A 15,012-nucleotide genomic window follows, 5' to 3' on the forward strand; every position below is an offset into this window, starting at 1 on the left:
ATGCGGGGCAGCGCCTCTACGCAAGCGCGCTGCGGTCCGGCCGCATACCGCGTTCCGAGGTGGAGCCGGCTCCGTGCCTGATGGACTTCGCCCTGCTCCACCCCGACCCGGACGATGCCGACTGGCTACGCCCCGTGCCGCCTTCGGCGGCCCTCGCCCAGCGGCTGCACCCCATCGAGAGGGAGATCCAGGAGCGCAGACGCCATTCCCTGGAACTCACCGAGTCGTTCGAACCTTTCATGGACATCAGCGCCCAGGATCCGCCCACGACGCACGCAATCACCGTGCTCGAAGGCGGCACCCGCATCAACGCGGCCATCGACGTGGCCACGGCGGAGTGCCGCAGCGAAGTGCTCACCGTGCAGCCCGGAGGGGTCCGGAGCGAGGACATCCTCAGCAAGGGGCTGGAGCGGGGACGAGCCGTGGTGAACCGCGGCGTCAGCATCCGCACCCTCTACCAGCACACGGTCCGCCATCATCACGGGACGTTCGCGTACGCGGAGCGGCTCGCCGAGGGCGTGGAGATACGTACGCTCGAGGAGCTCGTGCAGCGCATGCTCATCTTCGACCGCGCGGTCGCCTTCATTCCCGCTCAGGACGACCTGACGGTCGCGCTCGAACTCCGGCACCCGGGCCTCGTCTCCTACCTGATCAACGTCTTCGAGCAACTCTGGCAACGCGCCACTCCCCTACTGGAGGATGTCTCCTACACCCCCACTCCCGCCGGGATCAGCGGGGTGCAGCGCTCCATCGCCCAACTGCTGGTCGAGGGCCACGTGGACGACTCCATAGCCCGGAGGCTCGGCATGAACGTACGCACGTGCCGTGCGCACATAGCCAAGCTCAACGCCGCCCTCGGCAGCGGCAGTCGGGCCCAGCTCGGCTACCTCATCTCGCAGTCGGGAATCCTGGACCAGCAGAGCTGACGGCCGAGGCCCCGTCGGGCGAGGGGCCGCCGCCCGAGGACGAGCGGCACGGCCCGCGTACCCGGGCGGTCCCCCACGGCCACAACAGGTCCACAGTCCACCAGGCCACTAGGCTTGCGCCACCGGCAACTTGTTGCAGTGCACAAAACGGGGGGCTCCCAGATGGGAACAGAACCGGTGCAACCGCCGCACAGCCACGGGCCGAGAGAACTCTGCGGTCCCGGACTCGAGCTGTACGAGCGGGCGTTGCGCCAGGGGCGGATCGCCCGTTCGGAGCTCGGCGCCGCACCGTGCCTCACCGACGGGGCGCTGGTCCAGGCCGATCCCTGGGACGAGAACTGGCTGCGCCCCGTCCCGCCGTCGGCAGCCCTGGCCCGCCTGTTGCAGCCGCTCACACGCGAGATAGACGAGCGCGTGGAGCGGACGCTCGAATTGACGCGGTCCCTGGCGCCCCTGTCCGTCATAGCCAACGGTGACCCCCATCTCGCCATCACCATGCTGGAAGGGCCCGAAGCGATACGGACAGCCATCCAGGAGGCCACCTCCCAGGCCACGGACGAGGTCCTCACGGCACAGCCGGGAAGCACCCGTCCCCATGCCACCCTGCGGACGGCCCTGGACAACGCCACGACCGCCATCGCCCGGGGCGCCGGGCTCCGTCACATCTACCAGCACCCAGCCCGCTACAGCACCCAGGTGCGTGAATACCTCCGTCAGGTGCCGGCCGAGTCCCTCCAGGTGCGCACCACCGAGCTGACCGTGGAGCGGCTTCTCATCTTCGACCGCACGGTTGCCTTCATCCCCGCCACCGCCGACCGCGGTGCGGCGCTGCAGATCCGCCACCCCGCCCTTGTCCGCTACCTCGTCCAGGTCTACGAGGTCCTCTGGGCGCAGGCCACCCCGTTCACCCAGCAACTCCCCACGACCACCCCGGGGATCCAGGTCACGGCCGTCCAGCAGAGCATCGCCCGGCTCCTCAGCGAGGGCCATGTCGACGACGCGGTGGCCCGCCAGCTGGGCATCAGCATCCGCACCTGCCGCTCACACATCGCCAAGCTGATGCAGGTGCTGGGCGCCACCAGCCGGACCCATCTCGGGGTCCTCGTCGTGCGGTCCGGCATCGTGCGGTCCGGTGCCGTGGACGACGCCACGGCCACGCGTGAAGGGCCCGCCTCCGAGTCGTGAGACTCAGGGGCGGGCCCTTCCCGGCCGGTTCAGTCCTTCGGCCTCTTCGGCCGCCAGACCACCAGTGCGCTCGTCTGCTGCACATCCTGGTACGGCACCAGGTCACGCCGGTAGGAGGCGTGCACCTGGGCCTCGCGCTGCTGCATGGCCACGGCCGCGCCGTCCACCGCCGCCGAGAGCTCGGCGACGCGCTGCTGGAGCGCGGCGACCTGGTTCTCCAGCTCGATGATGCGCTTGATGCCCGCGAGGTTGATGCCCTCGTCCTGCGACAGCTGCTGCACGGTGCGCAGCAGTTCGATGTCACGGGCCGAGTAGCGCCGGCCGCGCCCGGCCGTGCGGTCGGGCGAGACCAGGCCGAGGCGGTCGTACTGGCGCAGTGTCTGCGGGTGCAGGCCCGAGAGCTGGGCCGCGATCGAGATCACGTAGACCGGTGATTCGTCGGTCAGCTGGTACGGATTGCGTCGACGGCCGTCCATCTCAAGCTCCCTTCGCAGCCTGGAACAGCTCCGCCCGCGGGTCCTCCCCCGCGGTCGACTTCCGGTAGGCCTCCAGCGCGTCCTGGGCGTCCGCGCCGAGGTCCGTGGGCACGGACACCTCGACGGTGACCAGGAGGTCGCCGCGGGTGCCGTCCTTGCGTACGGCGCCCTTGCCCCGGGCCCGCATCGTACGGCCGTTGGGCGTGCCGGCCGGGAGTTTCAGGGTGACCGGAGGCCCGCCGAGCGTGGGGACCTTCACCTCGCCGCCGAGCGCCGCCTCCGGGAAGGTGACGGGCACGGTGACGGTGAGGTTGTCGCCCTTGCGGCCGAAGACCGGGTGGGCGTCGACGTGGACGACGACGTAGAGGTCGCCGGCCGGGCCGCCGCGCTCGCCCGGGCTGCCCTTGCCGCGCAGCCGGATCCGCTGGCCGTCCAGCACCCCCGCGGGGATCCTGACCTGCATCGTGCGGGCCGACTTGGCACGGCCGCTGCCCTTGCAGACCTCGCAGGGGTCCTGGGCGATGAGTCCCCGGCCCTTGCAGTCCACACAGGGATCGGTGAGCGAGAATCCGCCGCCCGTGCCCCGCGACACCTGGCCGGTGCCGACGCACGTCGGACAGACCCTCGGGGTGCCGTTCTTGTCGCCGGTGCCCGAACACGCCTTGCAGGGCGCCTGGCTGGACATCCGCAGCGGGACCGTGGCCCCGTCGACCGCCTCGGTGAAGCTGAGCGTCACCTCGGACTCGATGTCCTGGCCACGGCGCGGCTGGACGCGGGTGCCCGCGCCACCGCGGTTGAACAGGCCGCCGAAGACATCGCCCAGGCCGCCACCGCCGCCTCCGCCGAAGCCGCCGGCGCCGGCCCCCTGGCCACCGCCCGGGGCGCCCCCGAAGAGGTCACCCAGGTCGAAGTTGAAGTTGCCGCCCGCACCGCCGGGACCCGCCCGGAAGCCTCCGTTGCCGAAGAGGGCGCGCGCCTCGTCGTACTCCTTGCGCTTCTTGGGGTCACCGAGGACGTCGTTCGCCTCGGAGATCTCCTTGAAGCGCTCCTCGGCCTTCGCGTCACTCTTGTTGGCGTCCGGGTGGTACTCGCGGGCGAGCTTCCGGTACGCCTTCTTGACCTCGGCGTCGGTGGCGTCCTTGGGGACGCCGAGAACCTTGTAGTAGTCCTTCTCGACGAAGTCCTTCGTGCTCATCGACGTCCCTCCTTCCGGACGATCGGCCGTGCGGCCGGCCCTGTGGCCGGCCGCACGCCCCGTCGGTGTTCACCGCTGTGGTCGGACGGAATGTCAGACCTCTTCGGTGCCACCGCTCTCCTCGTCGTCTGCCTTCTCTTCCTTCGCCGCCGCGGGCGTGGCGCCCGGCTGCGGTTCGGCCACGGCCACCCGCGCGGGGCGGATGGTGCGCTCCCCGATGCGGTACCCAGGCTGCAGGATCGCCACGCAGGTCGTCTCGGTGACGTCCGGCGCGTACGAGTGCATCAGGGCCTCGTGGATCGTCGGGTCGAAGGGCTCGCCCTCCTTGCCGAACTGCTGGAGGCCGATCTTCGCGACGACCGTCTCCACCGACTCGGCCACGGCCTTGAAGCCGCCGACGAGCTCGCCGTGCTCCCTCGCCCGGCCGATGTCGTCGAGCACGGGCAGGAGGTCGGTCAGGAGACCCGCCGCAGCGACCTCCTTGACCGTGACCCGGTCACGCTCGACCCGGCGGCGGTAGTTCTGGTACTCGGCCTGGAGCCGCTGGAGGTCGCCCGTGCGCTCGTTGAGCGCCGTACGGACCTGGTCCAGCTGGGCCGTCAGAGCCGCTGTCTGCTGTACGTCCCCGGCCGGGGCCGCCGCCTCCTCCTCGGAGGGGGGGGCGGCCTTCGGCTCGGCGTCGTCGGCATCGGCGCCGGAGGGGACGTCAGGCTTCTCGTCGAAGCCCGGAGTCTCCTCGGTCACGCCGCACCGCCCTTCGTGTCCTTCTCGTCGTCCACGATCTCGGCGTCGACGACGTCGTCGTCGGCCTTGGCCTGGTCGTCACCCGGCGCCTCGGCACCCGGCGTCGCACCCTCGGAGGCGTTGGCGTACATCGCCTGGCCCAGCTTCTGGGAGACGGCCGCGACCTTCTCGGTGGCGGTGCGGATCTCGGCGGTGTCCTCGCCCTTGAGCTTCTCCTTCAGCTCGGTGAGCGCGGTCTCCACCTCCGTCTTCACGTCGCCGGGGACCTTGTCCTCGTTGTCCTTGAGGAACTTCTCCGTCTGGTAGACGAGCTGCTCGCCCTGGTTGCGCGACTCGGCGGCCTCGCGACGGCGGTGGTCCTCGTCGGCGTACTGCTCGGCCTCTTCGCGCATCCGGTTGACCTCGTCCTTCGGCAGCGAGGAGCCACCGGTGACGGTCATCTTCTGCTCCTTGCCGGTGCCGAGGTCCTTGGCAGCGACGTGCATGATGCCGTTGGCGTCGATGTCGAAGGCGACCTCGATCTGCGGCACACCACGCGGGGCCGGCGGCAGACCGGTGAGCTCGAACATCCCGAGCTTCTTGTTGTAAGCCGCGATCTCGCGCTCGCCCTGGTAGACCTGAATCTGCACGGACGGCTGGTTGTCCTCGGCCGTCGTGAAGATCTCGGAACGCTTGGTCGGGATCGTGGTGTTGCGCTCGATGAGCTTCGTCATGATCCCTCCCTTGGTCTCGATGCCGAGGGACAGCGGGGTCACGTCGAGGAGCAGGACGTCCTTGACCTCACCCTTGAGGACACCGGCCTGGAGCGAGGCGCCGATGGCGACGACCTCGTCCGGGTTCACACCCTTGTTGGCGTCCTGGCCGCCCGTGAGCTCCTTGACGAGCTCGGCGACGGCCGGCATACGGGTCGAGCCACCGACGAGAACGACGTGGTCGATCTCGGAGAGCTGGATGCCCGCGTCCTTGATGACGTTGTGGAACGGGTTCTTGCAGCGGTCCAGGAGGTCCGCGGTCAGCTGCTGGAACTGCGAGCGCGTGAGCTTCTCGTCCAGGTGCAGCGGGCCCTCGGCGGACGCCGTGATGTAGGGCAGGTTGATCGTGGTCTCGGTCGAGGACGAGAGCTCGATCTTCGCCTTCTCCGCGGCCTCGCGGAGACGCTGGAGAGCCATCTTGTCCTTGGACAGGTCCACGCCGTGCCCGTTGGCGAACTGCTTCACCAGGTAGTCGACGACCCGCTGGTCCCAGTCGTCACCACCGAGGTGGTTGTCACCGTTGGTGGCCTTCACCTCGACGACGCCGTCGCCGATCTCCAGGAGGGACACGTCGAAGGTGCCGCCACCGAGGTCGAAGACGAGGATCGTCTGGTCGTCCTTGTCGAGTCCGTACGCCAGGGCGGCGGCGGTCGGCTCGTTGACGATACGCAGGACGTTCAGGCCCGCGATCTCGCCGGCCTCCTTGGTCGCCTGGCGCTCCGAGTCGTTGAAGTACGCCGGGACGGTGATCACCGCGTCGGTGACCTTCTCGCCCAGGTACGACTCGGCGTCGCGCTTCAGCTTCTGCAGGATGAAGGCGCTCATCTGCTGCGGGTTGAAGTTCTTGCCGTCGAGCTCGATCTTCCAGTCAGTGCCCATGTGGCGCTTGACCGAACGGATCGTCCTGTCGACGTTGGTGACCGCCTGACGCTTGGCCACCTCGCCGACAAGCACCTCGCCGTTCTTCGCGAAGGCGACGACGGACGGCGTGGTCCTGGCGCCTTCGGCGTTGGTGATGACGGTGGGCTCGCCGCCTTCGAGAACGCTGACGACGGAGTTAGTCGTGCCCAGGTCGATGCCGACCGCACGTGCCATTTCAATTCCTCCAACTGACTACTTGAGTGGATCTGACTCAAGGATGCATGACAGCCACCCCGGAGTCAAAGGACCTGAGCCACTTACGCTCAACTTATGTGCTCGCAACCGCTCTGAACAGGCGTTTTCCGCGTTCGGGTGCTGTAAGAAGCCCGCCGCCGTCGCCTCGATCCGCGACACCGCGATGCGCGGCACGTCACACACGCTCCACCCACCATCGCACCGTGGGATCGTTCTGTCACAAAATGCATCGAGACGGTCATACCGTCCCGTCACCGACTCCGGGCAGGTGCCATGCGGAACGCGAAGCAGACTGCGGAACGAAGGAGGCGGCACCCTGGCCCGTCGGGGGCCGGAGCGCCCCGGCCCGCCACCGGCCCCTTCCCCGGGATCGCCGCCGCAACCGTGGCGGCCCGGCGCGCCACCGGGGCCCTGACGTCCATGGCCCCCAGCCGGATCACCGGCCCTCTGTCGGCCATGACGGCCAAACGGTCCCTGGACCTGACACTCGGCTCGGTGCTGCTGCTCCTGACGGCTCCCGCACTCCTCCTCACCGCGGCGGCTCTGGCCGTCCGGCCACCCCACGACGGGGGCGGCGTCCTGAGGCGCGAGATCCGGGTGGGCCTGGGCGGCCACCCGTTCGAGCTGCGCTCGCTGCGCACCCGGCGGCTCCGGCTCGACCTGCTCTCCCGGCTGCCCCACGTCGTACGGGGAGACCTCTCCCTGGTCGGCCCGGCACCCCTCACCCCGGACGAGGCCGTCCTCCTGGGGCCCGCAGCCGGCCACTGGCGGCAGAGCGTCCGGCCCGGCCTGACCGGGCTGGCCCAGGTGCGCGCCCGCTCCGGGATGCCCTGGGACGAACCCGCCCTCCTGGACGCGCACTACGCAGAGCATCATGGAACAGGGCTCGACCTGGCGATCCTGGCGCAATCCGTACGCATCCCCCTGCGTGCGGCGCTCCGCGGACTGCGACGTCCGGGGAAGGCTCACCTGAGCGACACAGATCACCGCCTGCCCGGCTACAGCGTGGCGGAATAAGTGGATAGTGTCAGCACAGACTGATTAAGTTACTGCTTAGTAATCGCTTGTACGCGCTGGATCCCACCCTCGCAGGCCCGAGGAGCCCCCAAATGCAACTCGCCGCGATCATCGTGTCGCTGGTGCTGACTGTCGTCGGCGTTGCGCTCATCGCCCGAGCCGTCGCGCAGATCTACCGGTTCGTCCGTCTCGGACAGCCGGTGCCGGCAGGCAGCCGCACCGACAACCCCAAGCAGCGCACGATCACCCTGGTCAAGGAATTCCTCGGCCACACCCGGATGAACCGGTGGGGGATCGTGGGCTTCGCCCACTGGTTCGTCGCGATCGGCTTCCTGACACTGCCGCCGACGCTGCTCCAGGCGTACGGACAGCTCTTCCAGGCCGACTGGGTGCTGCCGATCGTCGGCAGCTGGCTGCCGTTCGAGCTGTACATCGAGTTCATCGGCATCATGACCGTGCTCGGCATCGTGACGCTGATGGCCATCCGACTGCTGAACCTGCCCTCGCGGGCCGGCCGCAAGTCCCGCTTCGCCGGCTCCAAGGCCTGGCAGGCGTACTTCGTCGAGTACGTCATCCTCGTCATCGGCCTGGCGATCCTGACCCTGCGCGGTCTCGAGGGCGCGATCCACCACGTCGAGGGCTACGAGGCCGCGTACTTCGTCTCGTACCCGCTCGTGCTCGCCTTCAAGGGACTCGCACTCGGCACCCTCCAGAACCTCATCTACTTCACCGCCATGGTGAAGATCGGCGTCTCGCTGATCTGGATGATCACGGTCTCGCTCAACACCAACATGGGTGTCGCCTGGCACCGCTTCCTCGGCTTCCCGAACATCTGGTTCAAGCGGAACGCCGACGGCGCGGTCGCGCTCGGCGCGCTGCAGCCGATGACCACGGGCGGCAAGGAGATCGACTGGGAGGACCCGGGCGAGGACGACACCTTCGGTGTCTCCCAGGTCGAGCAGTTCTCCTGGAAGGGCATCCTCGACTTCTCCACGTGCACCGAGTGCGGTCGCTGCCAGTCGCAGTGCCCCGCCTGGAACACCGGCAAGCCGCTCTCCCCGAAGCTCCTGATCATGTCCCTGCGCGACCACGCGCACGCCAAGGCCCCGTATCTGCTGGCCGGCGGCGGCAAGGACATGGAGGGCAACGAGAAGGCCACCGAGGAGCAGCTCAAGGACGTCCCCGCGGCCGCCCTCGCGGAGGCCGAGCGCCCCCTCATCGGCACCGCCGAGGAGAACGGCGTCATCGACCCGGACGTGCTGTGGTCCTGCACCACCTGCGGTGCGTGCGTGGAGCAGTGCCCGGTCGACATCGAGCACATCGACCACATCGTCGACATGCGCCGCTACCAGGTGATGATCGAGTCCGCGTTCCCGTCCGAGGCGGGCACGATGCTCAAGAACCTGGAGAAGAAGGGCAACCCCTGGGGGCTCGCCAAGAAGCAGCGCGTGGAGTGGACCAAGGAGGTCGACTTCGAGGTCCCGATCGTCGGCAAGGACGTCGAGGACCTCAGCGAGATCGACTACCTGTACTGGGTCGGCTGCGCGGGCGCCCTGGAGGACCGGGCCAAGAAGACGACGAAGGCCTTCGCGGAGCTCCTCCACATCGCGGGCGTCAAGTTCGCGATCATGGGCGGCGACGAGAAGTGCACCGGTGACTCCGCCCGCCGCCTGGGCAACGAGCCGCTGTTCCAGCAGCTCGGCCAGGAGAACGTCGCGATGCTGAACATGGCGTTCGGCGAGGACGACGAGGACGACTCGACCAAGAAGGCCAAGGCGACGAAGAAGATCGTCGCGACCTGCCCGCACTGCTTCAACACCATCGCCAACGAGTATCCGCAGCTCGGCGGCGAGTACGAGGTCATCCACCACACGCAGCTGCTCCAGCACCTGGTGGACGAGGGCAAGCTGATCCCGGTGACGCCCGTCGAGGGTCTGATCACGTACCACGACCCCTGCTACCTGGGCCGTCACAACAAGATCTACACGCCTCCGCGCGAGATCATCGCGAAGGTCCCGGGTCTGCGGAACGAGGAGATGCACCGCCACAAGGAGCGCGGCTTCTGCTGCGGCGCCGGCGGAGCCCGGATGTGGATGGAGGAGCGGATCGGCAAGCGCATCAACAACGAGCGCGTCGACGAAGCCCTCTCCCTCAACCCGGACATCGTCTCCACCGCCTGCCCGTTCTGCCTCGTCATGCTGACCGACTCGGTCAACGGCAAGAAGAACGACGGCAAGGCCAAGGAGTCGGTCCAGGTCGTCGACGTGTCCCAGCTGCTCCTCGAGTCGGTGAAGACACCCGCCGACCCGGCGGGCGACGCGGAGACGGCCGACCAGCCGGAACCGGAACCCGTCCAGTAGCTGTCTCCCTCCACGGAAGCGGCCGGACCTGCCTCGGGGGCAGGACCGGCCGCTCCGGCGTTCCAGGGGTGTTGAGGGCCGCCCACGGGTGGCGCGGGCCCCCCGGGGTTCCCCTAGGGGATGTCACAGCTAGGCCGCAAAGGGCCCGTGTTCCCCCGGCCCTCACACCGCACCCACACGGACCAGGTACGTTCGATGTGTGGCTGGATTCAGGATCGGACGCGGCCGGGACAACCGCACACCGCAACAACACCCGCAGCAGCAACAGCCGTACGGCACGCAGGCATCACCGCCGCCGTACGGCGGGCAGTCGTGGCCCCCGGCAGGAGGCAACGGCGCACCGTACGGAGGCCCCCAGGGCGCCCCGTACGGCGGCGGGCACGGCGGCAACGGACACGGGGGTGGGCACGGGCACGCAGGCGGGCACGGCGAACCGGAGTACTTCGGGGACCCGTACCAACAGCCCTCGCAGCAGGACCCGTATGCCAACGCCCCGGGGCACACCCAGGCGTTCAGCATCGACGAGGACCCGTACGGCGACGGCAACACCTACCAGGCCGGCCAGGCCCCCGCACACCCATCGGGGCCCAGGCTGCACTGGAAGCAGCTGCTGAGCGGCATCGTGATGCGGCCGGGCCCGACCTTCTGGCAGATGCGCGACTACCCCGTCTGGGGCACCGCGATCGTCGTCACGTTCATCTACGGCCTGCTCGCGCTCTTCGGCTTCGACCAGGCCCGCGACGAGGCGATCCACGCGGAGGTCTCCACGGCCGCTCCGTACGTGATCTTCACGGGCGTGGGCTTCGTCATCGGTGGACTGGTCCTCGGCGCGGTCACGCACACCCTGGCCCGCCAGCTGGGCGGCACGGGCTCCTGGCAGCCGACCGTGGGCCTGTCGATGCTCATCATGTCGATCACTGACGCACCGCGCCTGGTCTTCGCCCTGTTCCTCGGCGGCGAGAACTCCCTGGTCCAGATCCTCGGCTGGATCACCTGGCTGGCCGCCGGAGCACTGTTCACATCGATGGTGAGCAAGTCGCACGACCTGCCGTGGCCGAAGGCGCTGGGCGCCTCCGCGATCCAGCTGATCGCGCTGCTCTCGATCATCAAGCTCGGAACGATCTGATCCGACGCGCAGGAAGGGCCCCGGTGCGACGCACCGGGGCCCTTCCCATGTCTTTCCTGAGGCGGAGGTCCTAGGAGTCGAGGACCTGGCCCTCACGACGCACGACGGGCTTCTCGACGCTCCACGGGAAGTTGATCCACTGATCGGTCTTCTTCCACACGTAGTCGCATTTCACGAGCGAATGCGGCTTCTCGTAGATGACGGCGCTGCGCACCTCGGCCACATGATCGATGCAGAAGTCGCGGACCAGCTTCAGCGTCTTTCCGGTGTCGGCGACATCGTCGGCGATGAGCACCTTCTTCTGTGTGAAGTCGATGGCGTTCGGCACGGGCGCGAGCATCACCGGCATTTCCAGGGTGGTCCCGACCCCGGTGTAGAACTCGACGTTCACCAGATGAATGTTCTTGCAGTCCAGGGCGTACGCCAGACCGCCCGCGACGAAGACCCCGCCCCGCGCGATGCTCAGCACGACATCGGGCTCGTAGCCGTCGTCGGCCACCGCCTGGGCCAGCTCACGTACGGCGCGTCCGAAGACCTCGTACGTCAGATTCTCCCGCACTTCACCAGCCATGCCGTATCACACCTGTGTCCGATGGAAATTCATGAATGAACGCGAGGCGGTCGGCCCTCGCTGGCCCTGATAACGCGATCCGTAACGCTCGGAACCGTACGGGAATTCGGAGGAAGACGTCAGCCGGAACATACACAGCTGCCCGATCTTCATTCCCGGCCAGAGCTTTATCGGCAGCGTCGCCAGATTCGACAGCTCCAGGGTCACATGACCCGAGAAACCGGGGTCGATGAAGCCGGCCGTGGAATGCGTCACCAGCCCGAGCCGACCCAGCGAACTCTTCCCCTCCAGCCGCGACGCCAGGTCGTCGGGGAGCGAGATGACCTCGTAGGTCGACGCCAGGACGAACTCCCCGGGGTGCAGGATGAACGCCTCGTCACCGTCCGGCTCGACCTGACGGGTCAGGTCCACCTGCTCGACGGCGGGATCGATATGCGGATAGCGGTGGTTCTCGAACACCCGGAAGTAGCGGTCCAGCCGCACATCGATGCTCGAGGGCTGCACCATCGAAGCGTCGAACGGGTCAATGCGAACCCGCCCGGCATCGATCTCGGCCCGGAGGTCCTTATCTGAGAGAAGCACGCACCGAGGATACGCAGAACGCGCGAGCCGACCCCAACCGGACCGCCCCGCGCGTGCTGCCTCAGACCTCTTCCGCCCGCTAACGCTCCTCGAACACCACGGGAACCGCCTGCCGCAACCGCGCGCAGCGCGGGCAGCGGATGAGCCGCCCGGGCCCGATCCGCCCGGACCCGAGCTGCTGCATCGGGAACGACGAGGTAGCAAAAACGTGCCCTTCGGCACAGCGGACGACGGTGCGCTCCATCGACTCCATCAAGTCCCTTCCCCAACCAGCCTTGGACGAGACCGCCACATTAGGGGATGAACGGGACGCCACTCCAGGCGGCACTCCGCCCACCTACGCTACGCCCTCAACTCCCCGCACCCGCACCCGCATCCACCCTCCGGAACGACACACAGACCCCACGGCGAACACTCCGGGGGCCTGCGATGGGGTACAGTGTGGGACGATGCACAGCCGATCATCGGTGCGCTTCGCGGGTGTAGTTTAATGGTAGAACATGAGCTTCCCAAGCTCAGAGCGCGAGTTCGATTCTCGTCACCCGCTCCATGAAAAAGCCCCAGGCCAACGGCCGGGGGCTTCTTTGTTGTCTGGACCAGTTCAGGGGTCTTGCACCAGATCCGCACCAGAAGGCCCCTGATCAGCCTTCTTACGGGCGGACCGCACGAGGTCGTCCAGCCCGCTCGCGACTTCCTGCTGTCGCTCAAGATCCGAGTGCTGATAGATCAACGCGGCCTTCTCCGACGACTGGCCGGCGCGGACCATCGTGTCCTTGAGGGTGGCCCCGGACGGAGTGGCCAGGGTGTGGCCCGTGTGACGAAGGCCGTAGAAGCGAAAGCCCTCCGGCATACCGACGAGCGCGCGAGCCGTGCGCCATTTCGGCCCGACGGTGGAACGCCGGAACGGCTTGCCCTTCTCCCCGGCGAACAGAAGTCCGGCCCCTTCTCCGCATGCCGGTCGAGGTGAGGCCGGAGGTCGGTCCGGAGAAAGGCCGGCAGGACCACGACCCGCTTGCCCGCTTCCGACTTGGTGTCGCCAGGAGCGCGGCGGTCAGCTCGGGCGCCGCCATGCGGACGCGGCTGGTCAGCTCGTCCAGCCCCCGGCCCAGGGTGGGTTGCGCCGGATCAGGTCGTCCTCAATCTCACGGCTTCCCATGATGACAGCAGTTGACTAGGCGGGCACACGGCTGCACGTCCCGCCACGTTCTCCGAAGGCGACATGCGTGTCAGTGGCTGGTCCTAATCTGGTCCCCCGGCATTCGTGAAGAGGGGGCTATATGCCGAAGGTGCCCGAAAGCAGGCGTATCGGACGCATGGCAGTGAATGAGGTGCGTTCACTGCTGGAACGGCACGGCCACATCGTGCAGGAGATAGACGGCGGTAACGACCACGGCGAGGATCTGCACATCACCTTCGTCGATAACGGACAGCGGACGGAGGATTCCCTGACCGTGCAGGTGAAGGGCGGAGTCTCAACCCGAACCAGACGCGGGCACCGCGTACCGGTCGGCAATCACGGGGATAACTGGCGCGATGGCAGCCTTCCCGTTCTCTGTGTGGTCCACGATCCCGAGCGCGGCGGGCTTTTCTGGGCCAATGCGACCCGCCAGCTCCGCCGGGGCAGAGCGCTACGCAAGAAAGTGAAGTCGATCATCGTCTCCCGGGAGTCCGTACTGGACGATGCGAGCCTTAACGCGTTCGTACAGGTCATGCGGCGCTATCTGGCACGGGAACGCGCGGGAGTCGGTAGGTGGGCGGACATGGCGAACGTCGAGTTCGCTCCGGACGACATCGTCAAACCCTTCGAGAACGAGGTCCACGAACCCATGGTCTTCTGGCAGCGTCGCGGTGAGCCGTATGCGGTCCTTCTCCACCACGACCTGGATTGGGAGCCAGTGCATATCCGGGAGGGGATGCTCCGCTTCGAGCCAATCCCGTGGGTCGGCAACGTCATCCTTGACATCGCGGAAGCGCACTGGCTGATGGGCTGTTTCAAATCTACGGAGTGGTGGCGACGGCCAATCGACCATCGCGACTCCGCTGAGCCCCGCCGGTCTTCCAGCCAGCCGTGAGCTAGGACTCAACCGTCCCGGGCACACAGGAGCTTGTTCCTACAGCTTCACCCCACACATCGAGGCCGAGGGAGAGGCAACCTCGCGACGTGTGGCGCCTCGCCCACATTGCATGGCGAGTGTCACGGAGAGTGGCGATGGGCGGCAATATTCAAGCCCTTGTGCGCATACTCTAGTATGCTTGCTATATGTCTTCAACGACTCGTATCACCGTTACGCTCCCCAGCGATCAGGTGGCGGAGCTCCGCAAGCTCACGGACAACGTCTCCGGCTACGTAGCCGAAGCCGTAGCCCGCCAGATCCGGCACCAGCTCCTGGGCGACGACCTCCGCCGTCACGAGGAGGAGCACGGCCCCTTCAGCGACGAGGAGCTCGCCGAGGCCCGCGCGAAGATCTTCGGCTCCGCCGACACCTCCACGGGCGCGGACGCCGCGTGAGCGAACGCATCGAAACCGTCGTCCTGGACTCGGAAGGGCTCTCCGCCTGGATCGCGCAGGACCGCAAGCTCCTCGCCATGCTTCAGGTCTTCCACGACATGGGAGCCGACCTGGTCATCGGGGCCAACACCATCGTGGAAGTCACCCACTCCCGCACCAACATGCCCCGCCTGAACTGGGCCCTGTCCCGCGTCAAGGTGGAGCCCGTCACCGAACAGACGGCGAAAGCAGCAGCGGAACTCCTCAAAGGTGCCGGACTGCACGGGCACAAGTACGCCATCGACGCCACAGTCGCCGAGGTCGCCCTGCGCCAGCCGAAGCCTGTCGCCCTGTTGACGTCCGACAGCGACGACATGACCAGACTCTGCGGCAACCAAGTCCGCATCATCCACCTCTGACCAGTCGGCCCGCCCGGAGCACGCGTCGCACTGCCAGCTCTCGTGCCCCATCCGT

At 67.8% G+C, this 15,012-nt stretch carries 14 protein-coding genes, 1 tRNA gene and 1 pseudogene; 9 read left to right on the forward strand and 7 right to left on the reverse strand.

Annotation, left to right across the window (positions count from 1 at the left end; genetic code table 11):
* Positions 1 to 80: 80 nt before the first annotated feature.
* Positions 81 to 926, forward strand: coding sequence for a helix-turn-helix transcriptional regulator (locus OG379_RS18665; protein WP_405668573.1), 846 nt, complete (start codon positions 81 to 83; stop codon positions 924 to 926).
* A gap of 162 nt (positions 927 to 1,088) precedes the next feature.
* Positions 1,089 to 2,111, forward strand: a complete 1,023-nt coding sequence (locus OG379_RS18670) for a LuxR C-terminal-related transcriptional regulator (protein ID WP_405664233.1) — start codon at positions 1,089 to 1,091, stop codon at positions 2,109 to 2,111.
* Between the two features lie 29 nt (positions 2,112 to 2,140).
* On the opposite strand, the gene OG379_RS18675 is transcribed toward OG379_RS18670, so the two are convergent.
* The 4 genes from OG379_RS18675 to dnaK form a co-directional block, all read right to left on the reverse strand.
* Positions 2,141 to 2,587, reverse strand: coding sequence for a heat shock protein transcriptional repressor HspR (locus OG379_RS18675; protein WP_014155378.1), 447 nt, complete (start codon positions 2,585 to 2,587; stop codon positions 2,141 to 2,143).
* 1 nt (position 2,588) lies between these two features.
* Complete coding sequence (gene dnaJ, locus OG379_RS18680) at positions 2,589 to 3,782, reverse strand: molecular chaperone DnaJ (protein ID WP_405664235.1); 1,194 nt, start codon at positions 3,780 to 3,782, stop codon at positions 2,589 to 2,591.
* Between the two features lie 93 nt (positions 3,783 to 3,875).
* A complete protein-coding gene (gene grpE, locus OG379_RS18685; RefSeq protein WP_405664237.1) occupies positions 3,876 to 4,526 on the reverse strand; it encodes a nucleotide exchange factor GrpE in 651 nt (216 codons plus the stop codon).
* Positions 4,523 to 6,373 carry a molecular chaperone DnaK gene (dnaK, locus tag OG379_RS18690; RefSeq protein ID WP_393756176.1) on the reverse strand — a complete coding sequence of 617 codons (1,851 nt, stop codon included), beginning with the start codon at positions 6,371 to 6,373 and terminating at the stop codon, positions 4,523 to 4,525. The genes grpE and dnaK overlap by 4 nt, the downstream gene beginning before the upstream one ends.
* 294 nt (positions 6,374 to 6,667) lie before the next feature.
* On the opposite strand from dnaK, the gene OG379_RS18695 reads away from it, so the two are divergent.
* The 3 genes from OG379_RS18695 to OG379_RS18705 all read left to right on the forward strand — a co-directional run bounded on the left by OG379_RS18695 (position 6,668) and on the right by OG379_RS18705 (position 10,897).
* Positions 6,668 to 7,411 (forward strand): sugar transferase, encoded by a 744-nt coding sequence (locus OG379_RS18695; RefSeq protein WP_405664240.1) that lies wholly within the window; start codon positions 6,668 to 6,670, stop codon positions 7,409 to 7,411.
* A gap of 92 nt (positions 7,412 to 7,503) precedes the next feature.
* Positions 7,504 to 9,771 (forward strand): heterodisulfide reductase-related iron-sulfur binding cluster, encoded by a 2,268-nt coding sequence (locus tag OG379_RS18700; protein WP_405664242.1) that lies wholly within the window; start codon positions 7,504 to 7,506, stop codon positions 9,769 to 9,771.
* A 199-nt stretch (positions 9,772 to 9,970) separates the two neighbouring features.
* Positions 9,971 to 10,897, forward strand: a complete 927-nt coding sequence (locus OG379_RS18705) for a Yip1 family protein (protein ID WP_393756183.1) — start codon at positions 9,971 to 9,973, stop codon at positions 10,895 to 10,897.
* 70 nt (positions 10,898 to 10,967) lie between these two features.
* Here the strand turns inward: OG379_RS18705 and OG379_RS18710 are convergent, their stop codons facing one another.
* Both OG379_RS18710 and dcd read right to left on the reverse strand, forming a co-directional pair.
* Positions 10,968 to 11,468, reverse strand: coding sequence for a phosphoribosyltransferase (locus OG379_RS18710; RefSeq protein ID WP_393756185.1), 501 nt, complete (start codon positions 11,466 to 11,468; stop codon positions 10,968 to 10,970).
* Between the two features lie 6 nt (positions 11,469 to 11,474).
* Positions 11,475 to 12,050 carry a dCTP deaminase gene (gene dcd, locus OG379_RS18715; protein ID WP_099173424.1) on the reverse strand — a complete coding sequence of 192 codons (576 nt, stop codon included), beginning with the start codon at positions 12,048 to 12,050 and terminating at the stop codon, positions 11,475 to 11,477.
* A gap of 476 nt (positions 12,051 to 12,526) precedes the next feature.
* Between dcd and OG379_RS18720 the strand changes: the two genes are divergently transcribed.
* Positions 12,527 to 12,600, forward strand: a tRNA-Gly gene (locus OG379_RS18720).
* Between the two features lie 51 nt (positions 12,601 to 12,651).
* Here OG379_RS18720 and OG379_RS18725 read toward each other — a convergent pair.
* Positions 12,652 to 13,147: pseudogene (locus tag OG379_RS18725) on the reverse strand (site-specific integrase); the annotation flags it as partial.
* Positions 13,148 to 13,327: 180 nt separating this feature from the next.
* Between OG379_RS18725 and OG379_RS18730 the strand changes: the two are divergent.
* From OG379_RS18730 to OG379_RS18740, 3 genes are all read left to right on the forward strand, one after another.
* Positions 13,328 to 14,122 (forward strand): DUF4365 domain-containing protein, encoded by a 795-nt coding sequence (locus OG379_RS18730; RefSeq protein WP_405664245.1) that lies wholly within the window; start codon positions 13,328 to 13,330, stop codon positions 14,120 to 14,122.
* A 188-nt stretch (positions 14,123 to 14,310) separates the two neighbouring features.
* A complete protein-coding gene (locus OG379_RS18735) occupies positions 14,311 to 14,559 on the forward strand; it encodes a type II toxin-antitoxin system CcdA family antitoxin (RefSeq protein WP_200718649.1) in 249 nt (82 codons plus the stop codon).
* On the forward strand, positions 14,556 to 14,957 hold the full coding sequence (locus OG379_RS18740; protein WP_405664247.1) for a DNA-binding protein: 402 nt from the start codon (positions 14,556 to 14,558) through the stop codon (positions 14,955 to 14,957). The genes OG379_RS18735 and OG379_RS18740 overlap by 4 nt, the downstream gene beginning before the upstream one ends.
* Positions 14,958 to 15,012: the final 55 nt, after the last annotated feature.

The organism is Streptomyces sp. NBC_01166 (assembly GCF_045039765.1).
In the GTDB taxonomy this organism is placed as follows: domain Bacteria; phylum Actinomycetota; class Actinomycetes; order Streptomycetales; family Streptomycetaceae; genus Streptomyces.

What these genes read in the sequence shown, in the direction of transcription:
- OG379_RS18665 (WP_405668573.1), top strand. Translation starts at nt 81, where the DNA reads ATGGACTTCGCCCTGCTCCACCCCGACCCGGACGATGCCGACTGGCTA.
- OG379_RS18670 (WP_405664233.1), top strand. Translation starts at nt 1,089, where the DNA reads ATGGGAACAGAACCGGTGCAACCGCCGCACAGCCACGGGCCGAGAGAA.
- OG379_RS18675 (WP_014155378.1), bottom strand. Translation starts at nt 2,587, where the DNA reads ATGGACGGCCGTCGACGCAATCCGTACCAGCTGACCGACGAATCACCG.
- dnaJ (WP_405664235.1), bottom strand. Translation starts at nt 3,782, where the DNA reads ATGAGCACGAAGGACTTCGTCGAGAAGGACTACTACAAGGTTCTCGGC.
- dnaK (WP_393756176.1), bottom strand. Translation starts at nt 6,373, where the DNA reads ATGGCACGTGCGGTCGGCATCGACCTGGGCACGACTAACTCCGTCGTC.
- OG379_RS18695 (WP_405664240.1), top strand. Translation starts at nt 6,668, where the DNA reads ATGCGGAACGCGAAGCAGACTGCGGAACGAAGGAGGCGGCACCCTGGC.
- OG379_RS18700 (WP_405664242.1), top strand. Translation starts at nt 7,504, where the DNA reads ATGCAACTCGCCGCGATCATCGTGTCGCTGGTGCTGACTGTCGTCGGC.
- OG379_RS18710 (WP_393756185.1), bottom strand. Translation starts at nt 11,468, where the DNA reads ATGGCTGGTGAAGTGCGGGAGAATCTGACGTACGAGGTCTTCGGACGC.
- OG379_RS18730 (WP_405664245.1), top strand. Translation starts at nt 13,328, where the DNA reads ATGCCGAAGGTGCCCGAAAGCAGGCGTATCGGACGCATGGCAGTGAAT.
- OG379_RS18735 (WP_200718649.1), top strand. Translation starts at nt 14,311, where the DNA reads ATGTCTTCAACGACTCGTATCACCGTTACGCTCCCCAGCGATCAGGTG.